This window comes from Pseudomonas sivasensis (assembly GCF_013778505.1).
Lineage (GTDB): Bacteria > Pseudomonadota > Gammaproteobacteria > Pseudomonadales > Pseudomonadaceae > Aquipseudomonas > Aquipseudomonas sivasensis.
Genome location: NZ_JAAOWU010000020.1, coordinates 85,406 through 105,450, shown reverse-complemented (window position 1 = coordinate 105,450; position 20,045 = coordinate 85,406). Strand labels below are relative to the sequence as shown.

Genomic DNA, 20,045 nt, shown 5'->3' with positions numbered 1-20,045 from the left:
ACTCACAAATTCTCATACCGATTCATATCCAGGACCCCCGCCTCAACCGGCGTAGTCTCCCGAACATACTCAGACAAGTCGTGGAAATACTGCCAAAACAGCGGATGACTACGCCTCACCCCCCAACGATCCACAATCTTCTCAAACTGCGCGGCATCCTTGACCTGCTCCATCTGCGCCACAAAAACAGGCACTTCCTGCGCCGGAATATTGAACATGAAGTTCGGATAACTACTGAGCACCCCAGGGTAAACAGTCACCGTATCCAGCCCCGGCTGATAGCGGTACGCCTCACCCAGCAAAAACGCCACATTACTGTGAGCCCTATTACGCAGAAGGCTGTAAACCACACGCGTCCCACTGGCAGTCTCAACACGCAACATCGTCGCCTCAGGCAACTGATCTATCACCTTGAGACCAGCCGCCGGACGCAAGGTCAGCCGGCTAAGCGCCTGTTCAGCATCCTGCAAGGCAGGCTCAATACCGTCACGCGAACAATAAGCACCAGAACAGCGATTGATCGGGTCCGGGCTCGCATTCAGATCGCCGTAACGGGCAATCAACTGGTTGGCAAAGTCCCGCTTGGGATCCTGTTCATTGAGGTGCAAGCCTGTAGGCTTATCGTCATCAATGGCTTCGTAATCCAGCCACAGCTTGATCTTGCCGCTGTTCTGGTACCAGTCGTCCATAAAGTCTTCACGAGAGTCCGCCGGCATCAGGCGCAGGAAGTTCTGCTCGGCACCGTTACGGATCAAGTCGAAGTAAAGGCGAGTCTGGGCCTGGTGCGAGACGTTGCCAAACACATCGAAATTCACCGCCAACTGGTAATAGGTCCGTTCCAGCAACGGATAGTCGAACAGCCACATCGTCTGAGGCACTTCGCCGATCAGGCCTTTGTTGACCGACGCACTGTCAAAGTGGCGGAAGATACTCAGCAAGGCGTTGTCATTGCCCGCCCACAGGCTCGACCAACTGGGTGGCGGCAAATCGGCATAACTGTCCCGGCGCAGCGCTTCGTACTGGTTGCGCTTGTCGCGATAGGCCAGCCACAGGCTCAACACGCTGCCTACATCATCGTTCTGCCCCGGCATGGCGAGCAACGGCGTGGCCTGTCCGCGATAACGTGCATCGGTGATGTACAGGTCGTGGTCCGGGTCCTGGAACAGGGCCCAGAAGTTGTCGCGGATCACATCCGTGGCGATCTGCCCACGGCACACCGGCCCACGAATAAAGGTGCGTACAAAGTACTCGGCGTTATCCAGCATGAACTGGTAACGCGCCTTGGCGGGGATTGCCTCGAAGGTGTCGAACGGATTGGCGCGACGTCCAGGACCGTAACCCGGCAAGGCGGTGACCTGCCAATCGCCGGTGTAAAACAGCGCTTTGATCCGCGCCATTTTGGCAGCGCTGAACGGATAGGTAATGTGAGTCTTGTGCACGATCACGCCCTGCACCGGCCACAGACGGTAGTACACCCGCGTGCCCGGATCGTCATTGGGGCGACGGGTGCTGATCAGGTCGATGGGCTGCCCACTCGGCGTGCGCGAGCGCACCCACTGGAAGAAATGCCCCGGCTCGCCGTTCTCGAAATAGATATGGGCCAGGAACAAGTGCTCGAACAACCAGCGGGCCACCAGGCTTTCTCGGGCGCCGGGCTGGTTGAGCAGGTTTTCCCACTGCTGCACCTGCAAGGCTTCCTTGGCACTCGGTGCCAGGCCCTGCTCATCGATCGGCGCGCCGGACGCCAGCCAGCGCTGCAGCGTCTGGTATTGCTGGTCGGTCAGGCCGGTGACCGCCAGTGGCATGCCTTCCTTAGGATGACTGCCTGCGTAGGCATTGAATTCGCCGGGGGTGGCGCACATGTTTTCGCGGTTCAGGCCCAGCACAATGTCGTCCGGCAGCTTGGCGTTGGGCTGCAGCGGCGCGTTATGCCCTAGTTCCAGCATGCGTGCCATCAACGCGGCCTGGCTGCCCTGGGCGTCCAGCACCGAATAGAAGCCCTTCTGCTGCCAGGCTTGCTTGCCGAATGCGTCATAGAACAAGCGCGTAGTCGGCGCAGCCTGGCTGCGCTCGCCGTCGTACACAGGCACTTTGCTCGCGCCTCGGGCGGCGCCCTCGGCACTGCCCAGGTTGAGCTGGCAGGCGGAGTCATAGCAGGCATGGCAGGCCACGCACTTCTCGGTGAAAATCGGTTGGATGTCGCGGGTGTAGGAGATCGCCGGGGCGGGACCTTCTGCCTGGGCAGTACTGGCAATCAATGCCAGGACGGCGCTGACGATAAGACGAAGTGACATGTATCCGGTCCCGATTCAATGCGTGCGCTGAAAAATTGCCGGTGATTCTACCGGGCCATCGCACCTCACAACGTGAGCGATATTCATGCAAAAGCCGGACATGCCGCAAATCCGCACAGGTTTGCTATGATCCACGCCCTCCGTAATGCCTGACCAGAGTAGTCCCATGTCCGATCGTAGCGCTCGTCTGCAAGCCCTCCACCACGCCCTCAAGGAACGCATCCTGATCCTCGACGGCGGCATGGGCACGATGATCCAGAGCTATAAACTGGAAGAGCACGACTACCGTGGCAAACGCTTTGCCGACTGGCCGAGCGACGTCAAGGGTAACAACGACCTGTTGGTGATTACCCGCCCGGACGTGATCGGCGGCATCGAGAAGGCCTACCTGGATGCCGGCGCCGACATCCTCGAAACCAACACCTTCAACGCCACGCGCATTTCCATGGCCGATTACGACATGGAAGAGCTGGCCTATGAACTGAACGTCGAAGGCGCACGCCTGGCGCGCAAGATCGCGGACGCCAAGACCGCCGAGAACCCGGACAAGCCACGCTTCGTTGCCGGCGTCCTGGGCCCGACCAGCCGTACCTGCTCGCTGTCGCCCGACGTGAACAACCCCGGCTACCGCAACGTGACCTTCGATGAACTGGTGGAAAACTACACCGAGGCCACCAAAGGCCTGATCGAAGGCGGTGCGGACCTGATCCTGATCGAAACCATCTTTGACACCCTCAACGCCAAGGCCGCGATCTTCGCCGTGCAGGGTGTGTTCGAAGAGCTCGGCATCGAATTGCCGATCATGATCTCCGGCACCATCACCGACGCCTCCGGCCGTACCCTCTCGGGCCAGACCACCGAAGCATTCTGGAACTCGGTCGCCCACGCCAAGCCGATTTCCGTGGGCCTGAACTGCGCCCTGGGTGCCAGCGAGCTGCGCCCGTACCTGGAAGAGTTGTCCAACAAGGCCAACACCCATGTGTCGGCACACCCGAACGCCGGCCTGCCCAACGAATTCGGCGAGTACGACGAGCTGCCTTCGGAAACCGCCAAAGTCATCGAAGAGTTTGCCCAGAGCGGCTTCCTCAATATCGTCGGCGGCTGCTGCGGCACTACGCCTGGTCATATTGAAGCCATCGCCAAGGCCGTGGCCGGTTATGCGCCGCGCCCGATCCCGGATATTCCCAAGGCCTGCCGCTTGTCGGGCCTGGAGCCGTTCACCATTGATCGCAGTTCGCTGTTCGTCAACGTCGGCGAACGCACCAACATCACCGGCTCCGCACGCTTTGCCCGCTTGATCCGCGAAGACAACTACACCGAAGCCCTGGAAGTCGCCCTGCAGCAGGTGGAAGCCGGCGCCCAGGTGATCGACATCAACATGGACGAAGGCATGCTGGATTCGAAGAAGGCCATGGTGACCTTCCTCAACCTGATCGCCGGCGAGCCGGACATCTCCCGCGTACCGATCATGATCGACTCCTCCAAGTGGGAAGTGATCGAAGCCGGCCTCAAGTGCATCCAGGGCAAGGGCATCGTCAACTCCATCAGCATGAAGGAAGGCGTCGAGCAGTTCATTCACCACGCCAAGCTGTGCAAGCGCTACGGCGCCGCCGTGGTGGTGATGGCGTTCGACGAAGCCGGCCAGGCCGACACCGAAGCGCGCAAGAAAGAAATCTGCAAACGCTCCTACGACATCCTGGTGAATGAGGTCGGCTTCCCGCCGGAAGACATCATCTTCGACCCGAACATTTTTGCGGTCGCCACCGGTATCGAAGAGCACAACAACTATGCCGTCGATTTCATCAACGCCTGTGCCTACATCCGCGACGAGCTGCCGTATGCGCTGACCTCCGGCGGCGTCTCCAACGTGTCGTTCTCGTTCCGTGGCAACAACCCGGTGCGCGAAGCGATCCACTCGGTGTTCCTGCTGTATGCGATCCGCAACGGCCTGACCATGGGTATCGTCAACGCCGGCCAGTTGGAGATCTACGACCAGATCCCGGCCGAGCTGCGCGAAGCCGTTGAAGATGTAGTCCTCAACCGCACCCCGGAAGGCACCGACGCCCTCCTCGCCATCGCCGACAAATACAAGGGCGACGGCAGCGTAAAAGAGGCCGAGACCGAGGAATGGCGCGGTTGGCCGGTGAACAAGCGCCTGGAACACGCGCTGGTCAAGGGCATCACCACCCACATTGTTGAAGACACCGAGGAATCCCGGCAGTCGTTCGCGCGCCCGATCGAAGTGATCGAAGGCCCGCTGATGTCCGGCATGAACATCGTCGGCGACCTGTTCGGCGCGGGCAAAATGTTCCTGCCCCAGGTGGTGAAATCCGCCCGTGTGATGAAGCAGGCCGTGGCTCACTTGATCCCGTTCATCGAGCTGGAAAAAGGTGACAAGCCGGAAGCCAAGGGCAAGATCCTGATGGCCACGGTGAAGGGCGACGTGCATGACATCGGCAAGAACATCGTCGGCGTAGTGCTCGGTTGCAACGGTTATGACATCGTCGACCTGGGTGTGATGGTGCCGGCGGAGAAGATCCTGCAGGTGGCCAAGGAGCAGAAGTGCGACATTATCGGGCTGTCCGGCCTGATCACGCCGTCCCTGGACGAGATGGTGCATGTGGCCCGCGAGATGCAGCGTCAGGACTTCCACCTGCCCCTGATGATCGGCGGCGCGACCACCTCTAAGGCGCACACGGCGGTGAAGATCGAGCCTAAGTACAGCAACGACGCGGTGATCTACGTCACCGACGCCTCACGCGCGGTGGGCGTGGCCACGCAGTTGCTGTCCAAGGAGTTGAAAGCCGGCTTCGTCGAGAAGACCCGCCTGGAATACATCGATGTGCGTGAGCGCACCTCCAACCGCAGTGCGCGCACCGAACGCCTGAGCTACCCGGCGGCCATCGCCAAGAAGCCGCAGTTCGACTGGAGCAACTACACACCGGTGGTGCCGACGTTTACCGGTGCCAAGGTGCTGGACAATATCGACCTCAACGTCCTGTCCGAGTACATCGACTGGACTCCGTTCTTTATCTCCTGGGACCTGGCCGGCAAATTCCCACGCATCCTCACCGATGAAGTGGTGGGCGAAGCCGCCACCGCGCTGTACGCGGATGCCCAGGAAATGCTCAAGAAGCTGATTGATGAAAAGCTGATCAGCGCCCGTGCGGTGTTTGGTTTCTGGCCGACCAACCAGGTGCAGGACGATGACCTTGAAGTGTACGGCGACGACGGCCAGCCAATTGCCAAACTGCACCACCTGCGCCAACAGATCATCAAGACCGACGGCAAGCCGAACTTCTCCCTGGCCGACTTCGTCGCGCCTAAAGACAGCGGCGTGACCGACTACATCGGTGGCTTTATCACCACCGCCGGCATCGGCGCCGAAGAAGTGGCCAAGGCCTACCAGGATGCCGGCGACGATTACAACTCGATCATGGTCAAGGCCCTGGCCGACCGTCTGGCCGAAGCCTGCGCCGAGTGGCTGCACCAGCAAGTGCGTAAAGAGCACTGGGGCTACGCCAAGGACGAGCAACTGGACAACGAGGCGCTGATCAAAGAGCAATACAGCGGTATCCGCCCTGCTCCCGGCTACCCGGCGTGCCCGGATCACACCGAGAAAGCCCAGTTGTTCCAACTGCTCGACCCCGAGGCCCGCGAAATGCACGCCGGGCGCAGCGGTGTGTTCCTTACCGAACACTACGCGATGTTCCCGGCGGCGGCGGTCAGCGGCTGGTACTTCGCCCACCCGCAAGCGCAGTACTTTGCCGTGGGCAAGGTCGACAAGGATCAGGTCGCGAGTTACACCGCCCGCAAGGGCCAGGACCTGGCCGTGACCGAGCGCTGGCTGGCGCCGAACCTGGGTTATGACAACTAAGCCCTGACGGAGAAACGTGCCCACGCTCAACGCGGGCATGCAGCCCGTGACACTGCGCGTCGCCTCCTCGAACCCGCCTCGGGCAATCGTCTATGCTATCCCTCACACACCTTGTGTCGAGGGACGTATGGACGATCCAGCCAACTACAAGCCCCCTACCTTCTGGCAGATGCTCCACAGTGTGGTGGCCGCTGCGTTTGGCGTGCAGAGCGGCAAGAATCGGGCCCGCGACTTCACCCATGGCAAGCCCAGCCACTTTGTGATCCTGGGCATCCTGTTTACGGCGGTGTTTGCCTTGACCTTGTTTGGAATCGTCAAGCTGGTGCTGCACCTGGCCGGCGTCTAGCGCAGCAACAGACGCAGGCTGAATGGGTAGCGATAGGACTCGGGCTTGCCCTGGGCCGACAGCACGCGAAAATTCACCGCCGGTGTCGGCCCCAACAAACGCCGCGCCTGGCCGGCATCGATCAATTGGAACAACGTCAACTGCCGGTCGCGCCCGCCGTATGCGCCAATGTCCAGGCCCTTGGCATCATCATGAACCAACACCATGGCCCAGCCGCCGACAGTGAAATGCCCGGCGACCAGGGACGACAAGCGTCCGTCCAGTCGAGCCTGCAAAATCTCCGGCGAGCTGTTGACCGCGCTGAACAGCACGTCCTTACCCGGTAATCGCCCGCTGGCCTGCAGCGCCTGCATGGCGCCCAGCGCCATCTGATCGTTGGCCGACCACACCAGCGCCGTCTGCGGGTAGCGCTTGAACAGTTGAGTCGCTTGCTCGAAGGCGCGCTCGCGGCTCCATTCACCGTAGACCAACTGACGCAGGCGCACCTCGGGATGTTCGGCCAGCGCCCGACGCATGCCCCGCTCACGCAATTGCGCGCCCGGCGTGGTCTTGACGCCGGAAAAGGCCAACAGGTCGAGGGATTGACCGGGCGCAACCGGTCCGTGCTGGCGCAGCAAGTCGCGGAGCATCAGGTAGCCAGCCTCTTCATCGTCAGCGACCAGGCTGCCGATCAAACGGATGCCACTGCGGGTTCCCAGCAAATGCATCTGGTCGGGGGTCAGCGCGCTGTTCACCAACAGCAGCTTGACGCCACTGCCCTCGGCCATGCGCAGGATCTGCGGTGCAACGTATTGCTCATTCACCAGCACCAGGTAATCAGGTCGCTGGTTACCTTGCAGCACCTCACGCGCCTGAAGCAGCGTATTGTCGGGATTACGCTCGCCATAACGCACACGCAACTCCAGGCCGAGGTCCTTGGCGGCGGCCTGCATGAATTGCGTGTAGCTGACCCAGAAGGTTTCCGTCGATACGCCCGGATTGAGAAAGACCACCGACGTTGCATGAGCCATCACTCCATACGTCGATCCCAGCAACCAGACACACGTAATCAACACCTTCAACATAGATGCCTGAGCCTCGAAAATAGGCCGCCATGATAGTAGCAATGCCCAACCCAATCGAGGTTCGATCAACCACCTTTATTGGTGGCTTACCCAAAACACGGCAGTTCCCACCACCAGAATGATCAAGAACAGAATGGCCCACGCATCCACGGTACTGTCGGGTTTACGGGCTTTTGTCGGATTGCTCATCGCATCGCCTCTTGTCGGTTTTATAGGTGATTGCACTAAGACTCGCTCACAGTAAAGTTGATGATTGCCCGCATGACAAATGTGGATATCGCGATAACTGTTCTCATTAGTCATTTTGGTTATTTGCATATACTCAAACATCACTTTTGCGCATAAACGCAAACTGGTATCGTGCGCCGGCTCCGTTGGGAGTGCGCGGCCGTGCGCGCAGATTTGCCGAGAACAGGACCTATATGTACGTATACGACGAATACGATCAGCGCATCATCGAGGACCGCGTCAAGCAGTTCCGTGATCAGACCCGACGCTACTTAGCAGGTGAACTGAGCGAAGAAGAGTTCCGCCCTCTGCGCCTGCAAAATGGCCTTTATGTTCAGCGCTTTGCGCCGATGCTGCGGGTGGCCGTGCCCTATGGCCAACTGACTTCGCGCCAGATGCGCATGATGGCCAAGATTGCACGCGACTTCGACAAAGGCTATGCCCACATCAGTACCCGCCAGAACGTACAGTTCAACTGGCCGGCGCTGGAAGATGTGCCGGACATCCTCGCCGAGCTGGCCACCGTGCAGATGCATGCCATTCAGACCAGCGGTAACTGCCTGCGCAACGTGACCACCGACCAATTCGCCGGTGTTGCCGCCGATGAGTTGATTGACCCACGCCCATGGTGCGAAATCGTCCGTCAATGGACTACCTTCCACCCCGAGTTCGCCTACCTGCCGCGCAAGTTCAAGATCGCCGTCAACGGCTCGACCTCGGACCGCGCGGCCATCGAAGTCCACGACATCGGCCTGGAGCCGGTCTACAACGCCGCTGGCGAGCTGGGCTTCCGTGTGCTGGTGGGTGGCGGCCTGGGCCGTACCCCGGTAGTTGGCGCGTTTATCAACGAGTTCCTGCCGTGGCAAGACTTGTTGAGCTACCTCGACGCCATCCTGCGTGTCTACAACCGCTATGGCCGTCGTGACAACAAGTACAAGGCCCGGATCAAGATCCTGGTCAAGGCGCTGACCCCTGAGGTATTCGCCCAGAAAGTCGATGCCGAGATGGAACACCTGCGCGGCGGCCAGACCACCCTGACCGAAGCCGAAGTGCACCGCGTCGCCAAGCACTTCGTCGACCCCGAGTACAAGGCCCTGAGCAATCAGGACGCCGAACTCGCCGCACTCGACCAGCAGCACCCGGGCTTCGCCCGCTGGCGTACGCGCAACACCCTGGCGCACAAAAAGCCGGGCTATGTGGCCGTAACCCTGTCGCTCAAGCCTACCGGTGTTGCCCCAGGTGATATCACCGACAAGCAGCTGGACGCCGTTGCCGACCTGGCCGACCGTTACAGCTTCGGTCAACTGCGCACCTCCCACGAGCAGAACATCATTCTCGCGGATGTGGAGCAAAGCCAACTCTTCACCCTGTGGGGCGAACTGCGCGAAGGCGGTTTCGCCACGCCGAACATTGGCCTGCTGACCGACATCATCTGCTGCCCAGGCGGCGATTTCTGCTCCCTGGCCAACGCCAAGTCGATCCCGATTGCCGAATCGATCCAGCGCCGTTTCGACGACCTGGACTACCTGTTCGACATCGGCGAGCTGGACCTGAACATTTCCGGTTGCATGAACGCCTGTGGTCACCACCACGTCGGCCACATCGGCATCCTGGGCGTGGACAAGAAAGGCGAAGAATTCTACCAAGTGTCCCTGGGTGGCAGCGCCAGCCGCGATGCGAGCCTGGGCAAGATCCTCGGCCCGTCCTTCGCCCAGGAAGCCATGCCCGAGGTGATCGGCAAACTGATCGATGTGTACATCGAACAGCGCACCGAAGATGAGCGTTTCATCGACACCTACCAGCGCATCGGCATTGACCTGTTCAAGGAGCGCGTCTATGCAGCGAATCATTAAGAACAACGAAGTCCTCGACGAAACCTGGCACCTGCTGCCCAAGGACGCGAGCTTCGACGGCATTTCCAACTGCGACGACCTGATCGTGCCGCTGGCCCTGTGGCGCGAGCATGGCCACGCGCTCAAGGCCCGCGACGGCGGCCTGGGTGTGTGGCTGGACGCCGATGAAGAAGCCGAGGAGATCGGTCCTGACGTGGAACACTTCCAGGTCATCGCCCTGAATTTCCCGGCCTTCACCGACGGTCGCAACTACTCCAACGCACGCTTGCTGCGTGACCGTTATGGTTACAAAGGTGAGCTGCGGGCGATCGGCGATGTGCTGCGCGACCAGTTGTTCTACCTGCGCCGTTGCGGGTTCGATGCCTTCGCGCTGCGCGCAGACAAAGACCCGTACGAAGCATTGGAAAGCCTCAAGGACTTCTCGGTGACGTACCAGGCTGCAACCGATGAGCCGTTGCCGCTGTTTCGCCGGCGCTAAGTCTGCGGACATGAAAAAGCCCTGGCATGCCAGGGCTTTTTTTATGGTTGAAGTTTTATCGACGCCAGCACCTGCTTCTGCCCCATGGAGCATGGCACGCCTTCCGGCTGCGCCCGCACGGCCTCGATCACGCCCAGCAACTGCGCTTTGCTGTGGGCCAATTGCGCTTGCATCACTTCGATCTGTGCCACTTTGCGCTCCAGGGCCTCGATCAACTCGTCGCGCTTGTGCTCTCCAGGCGCGGGCATCAGCGCCTTGAGTTCCTGCAAGGTAAACCCAGCCTGCTGCGCACTCTGAATCAATTGCAGAGTCTGCAAGGCCTCTGGCGCATAACGCCGGTATCCGTTGGACTGGCGTCCGACCTGACTGATCAACCCTTCGCTCTCGTAAAAACGAATGCGTGAAGCGGCCAGACCGCTCTGTTTTGCCAGCTCACCAATATTCATCACAACGCCTGCTTGACATTAAAGTTAACTTTAAGCTTAGCCTGAGCCCTCCCCCGCTCAGGAGTCAACTCATGTCACCTTTTGAAGCCCTGCAACTGCCCAACGGCCAAATCATCGCCAATCGCATCGCCAAGGCTGCGATGGAAGAGAACATGGCCGATATCAACCAAGCGCCGTCCCGCGAATTGAAGCAGTTGTACAAGGCCTGGGCAGACGGCGAACCCGGCCTGCTGCTGACCGGCAATGTGATGATCGACCGCCACGCCATGACCGGCCCCGGCGGCGTGGCCCTGGAAAACGAGGAGCACCTGGACAGCTTTCGCGAATGGGCCGATGTAGCCCGTAACAAGGGCGTGCACTTCTGGATGCAGCTCAGCCATCCAGGGCGCCAGACCATGGCCAATCTCGGCCAACAAGCCTTGGCACCGTCTGCCATTGCGCTGGACCTGGGCAGCTTTTCCAAGATGTTCGCCACACCAAAAGCGATGACCGAAGACGATATTCAGGACGTGATCCGGCGCTTCGCAACCAGCGCACGCCTGGCCGAGAAAGCTGGCTTTACCGGGGTGCAGATCCACGGCGCCCACGGCTATTTGTTGAGTCAATTTCTCTCGCCCTTGAGCAACCACCGCAGCGACCGTTGGGGCGGCTCGCTGGAAAATCGCGCGCGCCTGCTGCTGGAAGTGATTCACGCCGTGCGTGCGGCTGTCAGCCCGTCGTTTTGCGTGGCGGTCAAACTCAACTCGGCGGATTTCCAGCGTGGCGGCTTCGATGAAACCGATGCGCGCGCGGTGGTCGAAATGCTCAACCCGTTGCCCATCGACTTGTTGGAATTGTCCGGTGGCAGCTACGAGGCGCCCGCCATGCAAGGCGAAGCGCGGGATGGTCGCACCCTGGCCCGTGAGGCGTATTTCCTAGAATTTGCCGCAGAAATGGCCAGCGTCGCCACCATGCCCGTGATGGTCACCGGTGGCATTCGCCGACTGCCTATCGTGAAGCAGGTACTGGACAGCGGCATCGCCATGGCCGGTATCGCCACCGCCCTGACCCTGGAACCACAATTGATCAAGCATTGGCGCGAAGGACGCGACCTCAACCCGCAACTCAAACCGATCGATTGGAAGCGCAAGCCTCTGGCCTCACTCGCTACGCTCGCCGTGGTGCGCGACCAGATGCGCCGCCTCAGCCGTGGTCGTTTGCCCAACCCCAAGGTTATCCCCTGGCTGGCCCTGGCGTGTGACCAATGGTTTATCGCTCGGCGCACTCGGCAGTACCGTGCGGCCATGACGCAATCTTCACATTAAAGACGGAGCATTCGCCGTGATCGAGCTGTCCCCTATTGATCAGCAGTTTTTTAACCTCACTGACGATTGGAGTGCTTCATGGCGAAAATCAACCTGGCCCAGCAACTGGCGACCACCCTTGAACAGGCGGGCATCAAGCGCATTTGGGGCCTGACCGGCGACAGCCTCAACGGCCTCACCGACGCCTTACGCACCATGGACAGCATTGAGTGGATGCATGTGCGCCACGAAGAAGTCGCCGCGTTTGCCGCCGGTGCCGAAGCAGCAGCCACCGGCGAGTTGACGGTGTGCGCAGGCAGCTGCGGGCCGGGCAATCTGCACTTGATCAATGGTCTGTTCGACTGCCATCGCAACCATGTGCCAGTGCTGGCGATTGCCGCGCAGATTCCGTCTTCGGAAATTGGCTTGAACTACTTCCAGGAGACCCATCCGCAGGAACTGTTCAAGGAATGCAGCCACTTCATCGAGCTAGTCACCAACCCCGCGCAGATGCCCCAAGTGCTGCACCGCGCCATGCGCTCGGCGATCCTCAATCGCGGCGTAGCAGTGGTGGTGATTCCGGGGGATGTGTCGCTGCTGGAAGTCGAAGACACCCTCAAGCCGTGGCCGGCCCTGCACGCGCCACGCACACTGCCTGCGGAAGCCGATCTGCTGCACTTGAGCGAGATCCTCAAGGACAGTGAAAAAGTCACGCTGCTGTGTGGCAGCGGCTGTGCGGGCGCCCATGCGCAAGTGGTGGCCCTGGCCGATACGCTGGGTGCGCCGGTGGTGCACGCCCTGCGCGGCAAAGAACATGTGGAATGGGATAACCCGTTTGATGTGGGCATGACTGGCCTGATCGGCTTCAGCTCCGGTTACCACGCCATGCTCGACTGCGACACGCTGATCATGCTCGGCACGGACTTTCCATATCGCCAGTTCTACCCTACGGACGCAAAAATCATCCAGGTCGACCGCAACCCACAGGCATTGGGTCGTCGCGCTACCTTGGACTTGGGCATCGCCGCAGATGTGGGCGAAACCATCGACGCCCTCCTTCCGCGCTTGACCCGCAAGACGGATCGCAGCTTCCTTGAGACTTCATTGAAGCATTACGTGAAAGCCCGCCAGGGGCTCGATGACCTTGCGCAACCTTCAAAAGCCAACCGGCCGATCCATCCGCAATACGTCGCGCGATTGCTCAGTGAGCTGGCCGACGATGATGCGATCTTTACCGCCGATGTCGGTTCGCCCACGGTCTGGGCGGCGCGCTACCTGAAGATGAACGGTAAACGCCGCCTGATCGGCTCGTTCAACCACGGCTCCATGGCCAACGCCATGCCCCAGGCCATTGGCGCGCAGGCAGCATTCCCGGGGCGGCAAGTGATTTCGATGTCCGGCGATGGCGGGTTCGCCATGTTGATGGGGGATTTCATCTCGCTGGCGCAGCTGAAGTTGCCGGTGAAAGTCATCGTGTTTGATAACTCGTCACTGGGGTTCGTCGCCATGGAGATGAAGGCGGCGGGTTATCTGGACGCGGGCACCGAACTGAAAAACCCGGACTTCGCGGCGATGTCCAATGCCATGGGTATCCTGGGCATTCGTGTGGAGCAGTCCGAAGACCTGGAGCCGGCCCTGCGCCGCGCCCTGGCCCACGATGGCCCGGTGCTGGTGGACGTGGTGACTGCCACCCAGGAACTGGTGATGCCACCGAGCATCAAGCTGGAACAGGCCAAGGGGTTTAGCTTGTACATGCTCAAGGCGGTGATGAGTGGGCGTGGCGATGAGGTAATCGAGCTGGCGCGGACCAACTGGCTGCGCTGATCTAAGCATGTGGGAGGGGGCAACCCCCTTCCCACGCTTTAAGCTATTGCCAACTCAAGCCGTTTGTTTTTCTACCCACTGGCCGTAGGCATCGATAAACGCCTGCAAAAACGGCTTGGTCTTTTCCGACACTTTGCCCGACTCATCAAACACACTGCCCGCCCCACCCAGGTAGGCTTCGGGCTGCTGCATGCACCATACATCCAGGAACACCAGGGACTGACGCAGATGGTGGTTGGCGCCAAAGCCTCCGATAGCACCAGGCGACACACTGATGATCGCACCCGGCTTGCCGCTCCAGGCGCTTTGCCCATAAGGACGGGAACCCACATCAATCGCGTTCTTCAACGGGGCCGGCACCGAGCGGTTGTATTCCGGGGTCACGAACAGCACCGCGTCGGATGAACTCACCTGTTTGCGGAAAGTACTGTAGGCTGCCGGCGGTGAATCAGCGTCGATGTCTTCGTTGTAGAGCGGCAAATCGCCAATTTCGACGATGTTCAACTTCAGATTGGCTGGGGCCAGTTCGGCCAATGCCAACGCGACCTTGCGGTTGATCGACTGTTTTCTCAAGCTGCCAACCAGGACGGCAATCGTGTAGACCTTGCTCATTGAGGTTTTCCCGATGTCTGACTAAAGGAGCTTGTAGTTATAGAGGCTTCACGACAGGTTCACCAGAAGGTTTTGAGAATCCTCCAGACGTTTGCCTCGCACCTCTCTGCGTAGGAAGCGTCGTAAAATCCCAGCGAATAGTATTTTTTTTCCGCAGGCAAACTACCCCTCTTTATTACGGTCTACAGAACCGCAAATCGAGTGTTTATCTCCAGAGGTTCTAAACAGATGGCAGCAGTACTTGTCGGACAGTTCCATGCCAGAGACGCGGAAGGCCGCGTTTATTCCGTGCATGAGTTCCAGGAATCCAACCCGGCGCAAGGCGACCTGGCTGGCTCGGCGCCCACCACAACCTACAAGCTGGCCATTGGCGACCGTGTAGAAAAACTGGAAGGCGATGAGTTCAAACTGATCCAGTCGGGCATCATTATTGTCCGCGAATCGCAAACCACCCTCGCTTCATAAGATCTCGCCTTGATGACCTGCTCAGTCCTGGCCATTGCTGGCGTTGACTGGGCTGGGGTGATCAGGGGCTGCGGATTTCCGTCACTTCGATGCCCTGCTCGCCTTGCTTGAGCGTGACCAGCAAGTGCCCCCGCTCCCCTTCCACGGCGTACATCGAGCGCGTGTAGCCCGACGTGTTGTACGCGGGATACGCCTCCACCTGCCTGATCAAGGTCACCCCCAACACCACCCCCACCTGTTCGCCGACCTGTTCCTGGGCACGGATAAACGCTTCGAGCGCCAGGCTTTCCGGTGTGTTGTTGTCGTGATTATTGAGGAGATAAGCCGCCGCGCACCCCACGGTCACCAGAACCATGAGTTGCTTGGCCGTTACCCCGAAGAACGTCGAGGGAATAGGCATTCGAGACCAGACCTGTTTTTTTTGTAGTGCCGGTACCCGGCTTTGGTCGTTGATGATCAGACGAGCCATTTTAGTAAGGTCGTGGCTGAACGCCAGTGGCATAGGCGACTTGCACCGTCTTTTTTGCGCACGACCGCTTGCACCATTGAAACCCCACCACACTGCACATAGACTCCGGCCATGCGTTTACGTCATATCGAAGTGATTCAGGCCATCTTGCAGACCGGACACCTCGGCACGGCCGCCGAATGGTTGCAACTCCCCGTGGGCGATGTGGACGCGGCGCTGAAGGAAGCCGAGCAGCAACTGGGGTTTATGCTGTTTGCCAGCGTGCGCGGGCGCTTGCAGGCAACACGGGAAACCCTCGAACTGCAGGCAGAAATCGCCCATATATACGAAGCGCTGGAACCGGTGCAACGCCTGGCCAGCCGTTTGAAACACCATCACGCCCCGCCCTTGCGTGCGCTCTGTACCCCGCCCCTGGCCAATCAACTGCTACCGCAAAGTATCGCGGTGCTGCGTCGACGCTTTCAGGACACCCCGTGCAACCTATCGAGCCAGCCCACAAGGGAGATCGTCAGGAGCCTGTTGCTGCATGAGGCCGATGTCGGCTTGAGCCTGCATGACCCGGAACACCCGCAAATCGTCAGCACCGTGCTGGCTCAAGGCAAACTGCAGTTGCTGGCGCCCTACGGCTGGCTCAAGCCCAAGCAGAAGTACATTGCACTACAGGACCTGGCCGGCCAGTCGATGATCGGGTTGGAGGGGCAAGACCCGCTCAGCCGCCTGCTGGACGCCAAGCTGCAAGCCCTACGGCCGCTTCCGGTGGTGCAGACACGGGTGCAGACCTACCAGATGATGCGCAGCATGGTAGAAGCGGGAGAAGGCTTGGCGATTGTCGACCCCTTCACTGCGTTTGGCGCGCAAGAGGCCGGACTGGATGCGTGCCCGGTGTCGCCGCCGATGATGGTCAGCCTGTACGCGCTGACCCTCAAGGATGGCGTGGCCTCTCCAGCGATGAATGCATTGCTGGAAATTGTCACGCAGAAGGCTGAAAGCCTGCTGCTGAGTTAAGCCTTGTCGACTTCGGCCTTGAACAGCCGATACCAGAAAATCGCCACTTCGCGAGTTTGCGGGTCAATGCCGCGATAGCGCAGGTGGTCGATCCCGCCCATCACATAGCCGCATCGCTCATAGAGGCGGCAGGCGCCGAGGTTGTTGTTCTGGGTTTCGAGCATCATGCCCGGCAGGTTTTTCTTGCGGCTCCAGAACTGCGCTACATCCAGTAATGCCTTCGCTACACCGTGCCGCCGCGCCGGCAAGACCACCGCCAGTTCATCCACATGGGCGAAGCCATTCCAGTTGGTGCTGACCACGACATGCCCCACCGGTCGATCGTCCAGATAGGCCATGAAGATCGCACTGTCTGGGGCATCGCGGAAACTGGCGAACTCCTCAGGATCAATCCCATAACATTTGCGGTACGGCAGGATACGCTCCAGCGGCCATTGATCGACGCGCTTGCCCATCTCCGGCACGCTGTAGGCGCTGACCTCGAAACTGAAGTCATTGCCCCACACGTAGGCATCAAAACCTTCGTCGGCGACTCGCACACTGAGCCCTGGATACTTCGGGTTCATTACAGCTTGCATAAACATCCTTAACCCTTGATGCAGTCGACGGTGTAACAACGACCACTGCCGTCATCTTCGTGTTGTAACCCGTGAACATCGGCAAAAAAACCGGGAAAACTGCTATCGAACGTACGGGCAAATGCCAGGTAGTCGATGATCGAGCGGGTGCTCTCGGTAAAGCGCTCGCCGGGCATGATCAACGGAATGCCAGGCGGATACGGCACCAGCATCACGGCTGCGACGCGTCCTGGCAAGGCATCAATCGACACTGCTTCCACTTCACCCCTTACCAATTGGTCGTAGGCGTGCGCCGGTTTCATCGCAATCTCCGGTAGTACGGTGTACATGCGCTTGAGGTGTTTGGCGGTGGCGTTGCTGCGGTAACAGCTGTGCAATTGGTCGCACAGGTCGCGCAAACCCAGGCCCTGATAACGCGCCGGCCCTTGGGCAAACACCGAGGGCAAACAACTGGCCAGGCTGACATTCGCGTCGTAGCTGCGTTTGAATTCCAACAACTCGGTGAGCAACGTACTCCATTTGCCTTTGGTGATGCCCATGGAAAACAACACGAGGAAGGAATACAACCCGGTCTTCTCCACCACCAACCCGCGCTCCCAGAGGAACTTACTGACCACAGCGGCAGGGATCCCACAATCGCTCAAGGCGCCGCCGGCATTGAGACCGGGCATGACCAGCGTCACTTTGATCGGGTCCAACAACACATAATCTTCGGCCACATCCCCAAAGCCATGCCAGTCATCCTGCGGCTGCAACAGCCAGTCCTCCGTCGCGACGCGGTCGATGCCCGCCACCGACGGCGGCTGCCAGATCGAGAACCACCAATCTTCAGCGGCGATATGCTGGCGGAGGTTAGCCAGCGCGCGGCGAAAACTCAGGGCTTCGTCGAACATTTCCTGGAGCAACGAACGCCCGGCAGGGCCTTCCATCATCGCCGAAGCCACGTCCAGCGACGCGATGATGCTGTACTGAGGCGAGGTGGAGATGTGCATCATGAACGCTTCGTTGAAACGGTCACGGTCCAACTGACGGGCGCCGCCGTCCTGTACATGGATCATCGAGGCCTGGCTGAACGCGGCCAACAACTTGTGAGTGGAGTGAGTGGTGAACACCAGTGGGCCGTCCGGAGTGCGCGAAGTGCCCATGCCATAGCGCCCGGCAAAGAATTCGTGGAACGCCGCGTAGGCGTACCAGGCTTCGTCAAAGTGCAGCACCTCGACGCTGTTGCCCAATTGCTGCTTGATCAGCTCGGCGTTGTAGCACAGGCCGTCATAGGTGGAGTTGGTGACCACGGCCAACTTCACTTTCGCTGGCCGGCCACGGGTCAACGGGCTGGCGTCGATCTTGGCGCGGATCGACTCGGGGCTGAATTCACTCAGGGGGATCGGGCCGATAATGCCCAGCTCGTTGCGCTCCGGGCACAGGTACAGCGGGATAGCGCCGGTCATGATGATCGAGTGCAATACCGACTTGTGGCAGTTGCGGTCCACCAGCACCAAATCATCGCGGGCGACCATCGAGTGCCAGACAATCTTGTTGGCGGTGGAAGTGCCGTTGATCACAAAGAAGGTGTGGTCAGCACCAAAATTACGGGCAGCACGAGCCTCTGCTTCGGCCAGGGGGCCAGTGTGGTCCAGCAGCGAGCCCAATTCGGGCACAGAGACCGACAAATCCGAACGCAGGGTGTTTTCCCCAAAGAACTGATGAAATGCCTGCCCCACCGGGCTTTTGCGGTAGGCCACGCCACCGCCATGGCCGGGGGTGTGCCAGGAATAATTTGAATCAGCGGTGTGCTGCACCAAGGCCTTGAAGAACGGCGGCAACAGGCCATCTAGGTAGGTGCGCGCAGCGCGGGCCACTTGCCGGGCCAGGAATGGCACGGTGTCTTCGAACAGATAAAGGATGCCACGCAGTTGATTGAGCTCGCTCATGGCATCGGCCGGGGCGTTTTCCAGGGTGACTTGCTCGCCCAAGGCAAAGATCGGCAGATTCGGTGCCCGTACCCGCGCCAAGCGAATCAGCTCAACCATGTTTTGCAGCAGATGGGTATTTTCGCCAGCGCCTTCGGCGGCGATCAACATGCAGGCCAAGCCGTGATGGGTAGACGCCACTAGCCGACCTTCGGCGTAGTCCACGGCGGAAAAAACACTGAAGCCCTCTTGTTCCAACTCCCTGGCGATGCCGCGTACCCGGTCGCCGGCAACGGTGTCGGCCTTGATGTCGCGATGCACGATAAGGATAGGGAACTTCAGGTCTTTGTACATGAGGGCGTGGGAGTCCTGAGGGCTATGCACTCAGGGTAGAAGCTGGGAAGCGATGACGCGAATGAAGATTTTGAAAGCTATGCAGATCAACTGTGGGAGGTGGCTTTCTCCCGATCACGGTGTGTCAGCTAATAGTTGATTGGCTGATCCACCGCTATCGGGGCGAGCCCCTCGCACAGGTTGATCGGACCCACGCAGGGCTATTGTTGTGTCAACTGGGTCCACAGCGCCGGCGCGCCCGCCGACTTGGCAATCGTTTCCAGGCGTTGCGCATGCTCGACCATGTCCTGCTCGCTGGCGCGGAGAATGGTGGTCGGCTTGCGATCTGCCGGCAGGCGCCGGATTTCCGAAGGACGATTGCCCGAGCCTTCCGCAGAGCCGCTGCCATCGGAAGCATTGCCGGCCAAGGACAGGCTGGTCTGCCCGCCGGTCATGGTCAGGTAGACGTCGGCGAGAATCTCGGAGTCGAGCAAGGCGCCGTGGAGTTCTCGGCCGGAGTTGTCGACGCCATACCGCTTGCACAACGCATCCAGGCTGTTGCGCTGGCCAGGGTGACGCTCCCTGGCCATCATCAAGGTGTCGAGGATCGAGCAGTGCTGGGAAATATCCGCGCGATCCGTCTGCCCCATGAGGGCAAATTCGTTGTTGATGAAGCCGACGTCGAACGCCGCGTTATGGATGATCAACTGGGCGCCGTTGATGAATTCGAAGAACTCATCGGCCACCTCGGCAAAACGCGGCTTGCCCTTGAGGAACTCGTCGGTGATGCCGTGGACGCCGATGGCGCCTTCGTCACTGTCGCGATCCGGTTGCAGGTAGACGTGGAAGTGACGCCCGGTGAGGCGCCGACCCATGAGTTCGACACAGCCGATTTCAATGATCCGGTGGCCGTCAGTCACCGGCATGCCGGTGGTTTCGGTATCGAGTACAACAGATCGGATGGCCATCAGGGTTCAGCT

Annotated in this window: 16 protein-coding genes; 8 read left to right on the top strand and 8 right to left on the bottom strand. The window is 60.0% G+C overall.

Features of this window, described 5'->3' with window-relative positions; translation table 11 throughout:
- Positions 1-2: 2 nt before the first annotated feature.
- Entirely contained in the window at positions 3-2,294 is a 2,292-nt protein-coding gene (locus G9Q84_RS25145; RefSeq protein WP_181644261.1) for a fatty acid cis/trans isomerase, read from the bottom strand.
- Between the two features lie 166 nt (positions 2,295-2,460).
- On the opposite strand from G9Q84_RS25145, the gene metH reads away from it, so the two are divergent.
- The gene (metH, locus tag G9Q84_RS25140; RefSeq protein ID WP_181644260.1) at positions 2,461-6,171 is read left to right on the top strand and encodes a methionine synthase; all 3,711 of its coding nucleotides are present in this window, start codon (positions 2,461-2,463) and stop codon (positions 6,169-6,171) included.
- Positions 6,172-6,298: 127 nt separating this feature from the next.
- On the top strand, positions 6,299-6,517 hold the full coding sequence (locus G9Q84_RS25135; protein ID WP_032885836.1) for a DUF2970 domain-containing protein: 219 nt from the start codon (positions 6,299-6,301) through the stop codon (positions 6,515-6,517).
- Here the strand turns inward: G9Q84_RS25135 and G9Q84_RS25130 are convergent.
- Positions 6,514-7,581 carry an ABC transporter substrate-binding protein gene (locus G9Q84_RS25130; protein ID WP_181644259.1) on the bottom strand — a complete coding sequence of 356 codons (1,068 nt, stop codon included), beginning with the start codon at positions 7,579-7,581 and terminating at the stop codon, positions 6,514-6,516. The two genes, G9Q84_RS25135 and G9Q84_RS25130, sit on opposite strands and share 4 nt — an antisense overlap.
- A 422-nt stretch (positions 7,582-8,003) precedes the next feature.
- On the opposite strand from G9Q84_RS25130, the gene G9Q84_RS25125 reads away from it, so the two are divergent.
- Both G9Q84_RS25125 and G9Q84_RS25120 read left to right on the top strand, forming a co-directional pair.
- Positions 8,004-9,662 (top strand): nitrite/sulfite reductase, encoded by a 1,659-nt coding sequence (locus G9Q84_RS25125; protein WP_032885834.1) that lies wholly within the window; start codon positions 8,004-8,006, stop codon positions 9,660-9,662.
- On the top strand, positions 9,646-10,140 hold the full coding sequence (locus tag G9Q84_RS25120) for a DUF934 domain-containing protein (RefSeq protein ID WP_032885833.1): 495 nt from the start codon (positions 9,646-9,648) through the stop codon (positions 10,138-10,140). The genes G9Q84_RS25125 and G9Q84_RS25120 overlap by 17 nt, the downstream gene beginning before the upstream one ends.
- 41 nt (positions 10,141-10,181) lie before the next feature.
- Here the strand turns inward: G9Q84_RS25120 and G9Q84_RS25115 are convergent, their stop codons facing one another.
- Positions 10,182-10,586, bottom strand: a complete 405-nt coding sequence (locus tag G9Q84_RS25115; RefSeq protein ID WP_032885832.1) for a MerR family transcriptional regulator — start codon at positions 10,584-10,586, stop codon at positions 10,182-10,184.
- Positions 10,587-10,657: 71 nt separating this feature from the next.
- On the opposite strand from G9Q84_RS25115, the gene G9Q84_RS25110 reads away from it, so the two are divergent.
- A complete protein-coding gene (locus G9Q84_RS25110; RefSeq protein ID WP_181644258.1) occupies positions 10,658-11,890 on the top strand; it encodes an NADH:flavin oxidoreductase/NADH oxidase family protein in 1,233 nt (410 codons plus the stop codon).
- A gap of 78 nt (positions 11,891-11,968) precedes the next feature.
- A complete protein-coding gene (gene poxB / locus G9Q84_RS25105) occupies positions 11,969-13,693 on the top strand; it encodes a ubiquinone-dependent pyruvate dehydrogenase (RefSeq protein ID WP_032885830.1) in 1,725 nt (574 codons plus the stop codon).
- Positions 13,694-13,747: 54 nt separating this feature from the next.
- Here the strand turns inward: poxB and G9Q84_RS25100 are convergent, their stop codons facing one another.
- Positions 13,748-14,305, bottom strand: coding sequence for an NADPH-dependent FMN reductase (locus tag G9Q84_RS25100; protein ID WP_032885829.1), 558 nt, complete (start codon positions 14,303-14,305; stop codon positions 13,748-13,750).
- Positions 14,306-14,533: 228 nt separating this feature from the next.
- Here G9Q84_RS25100 and G9Q84_RS25095 point away from each other — a divergent pair, with 228 nt between their 5' ends.
- A complete protein-coding gene (locus G9Q84_RS25095) occupies positions 14,534-14,770 on the top strand; it encodes a hypothetical protein (protein ID WP_032885828.1) in 237 nt (78 codons plus the stop codon).
- A 61-nt stretch (positions 14,771-14,831) separates the two neighbouring features.
- Here the strand turns inward: G9Q84_RS25095 and G9Q84_RS25090 are convergent, their stop codons facing one another.
- Positions 14,832-15,170, bottom strand: a complete 339-nt coding sequence (locus G9Q84_RS25090) for a hypothetical protein (protein WP_181644257.1) — start codon at positions 15,168-15,170, stop codon at positions 14,832-14,834.
- 180 nt (positions 15,171-15,350) lie between these two features.
- Here G9Q84_RS25090 and G9Q84_RS25085 point away from each other — a divergent pair, with 180 nt between their 5' ends.
- Positions 15,351-16,244, top strand: coding sequence for a LysR substrate-binding domain-containing protein (locus tag G9Q84_RS25085; RefSeq protein ID WP_181644256.1), 894 nt, complete (start codon positions 15,351-15,353; stop codon positions 16,242-16,244).
- Here G9Q84_RS25085 and G9Q84_RS25080 read toward each other — a convergent pair.
- The 3 genes from G9Q84_RS25080 to dnaQ form a co-directional block, all read right to left on the bottom strand.
- Positions 16,241-16,810: a GNAT family N-acetyltransferase gene (locus tag G9Q84_RS25080; protein ID WP_032885825.1), complete on the bottom strand. Its 570-nt coding sequence runs from the start codon at positions 16,808-16,810 to the stop codon at positions 16,241-16,243. The two genes, G9Q84_RS25085 and G9Q84_RS25080, sit on opposite strands and share 4 nt — an antisense overlap.
- A gap of 20 nt (positions 16,811-16,830) precedes the next feature.
- Positions 16,831-19,086 (bottom strand): Orn/Lys/Arg family decarboxylase, encoded by a 2,256-nt coding sequence (locus tag G9Q84_RS25075; RefSeq protein ID WP_181644255.1) that lies wholly within the window; start codon positions 19,084-19,086, stop codon positions 16,831-16,833.
- 200 nt (positions 19,087-19,286) lie between these two features.
- Complete coding sequence (gene dnaQ, locus G9Q84_RS25070) at positions 19,287-20,027, bottom strand: DNA polymerase III subunit epsilon (protein ID WP_181644262.1); 741 nt, start codon at positions 20,025-20,027, stop codon at positions 19,287-19,289.
- Between the last annotated feature and the right edge of the window lie 18 nt (positions 20,028-20,045).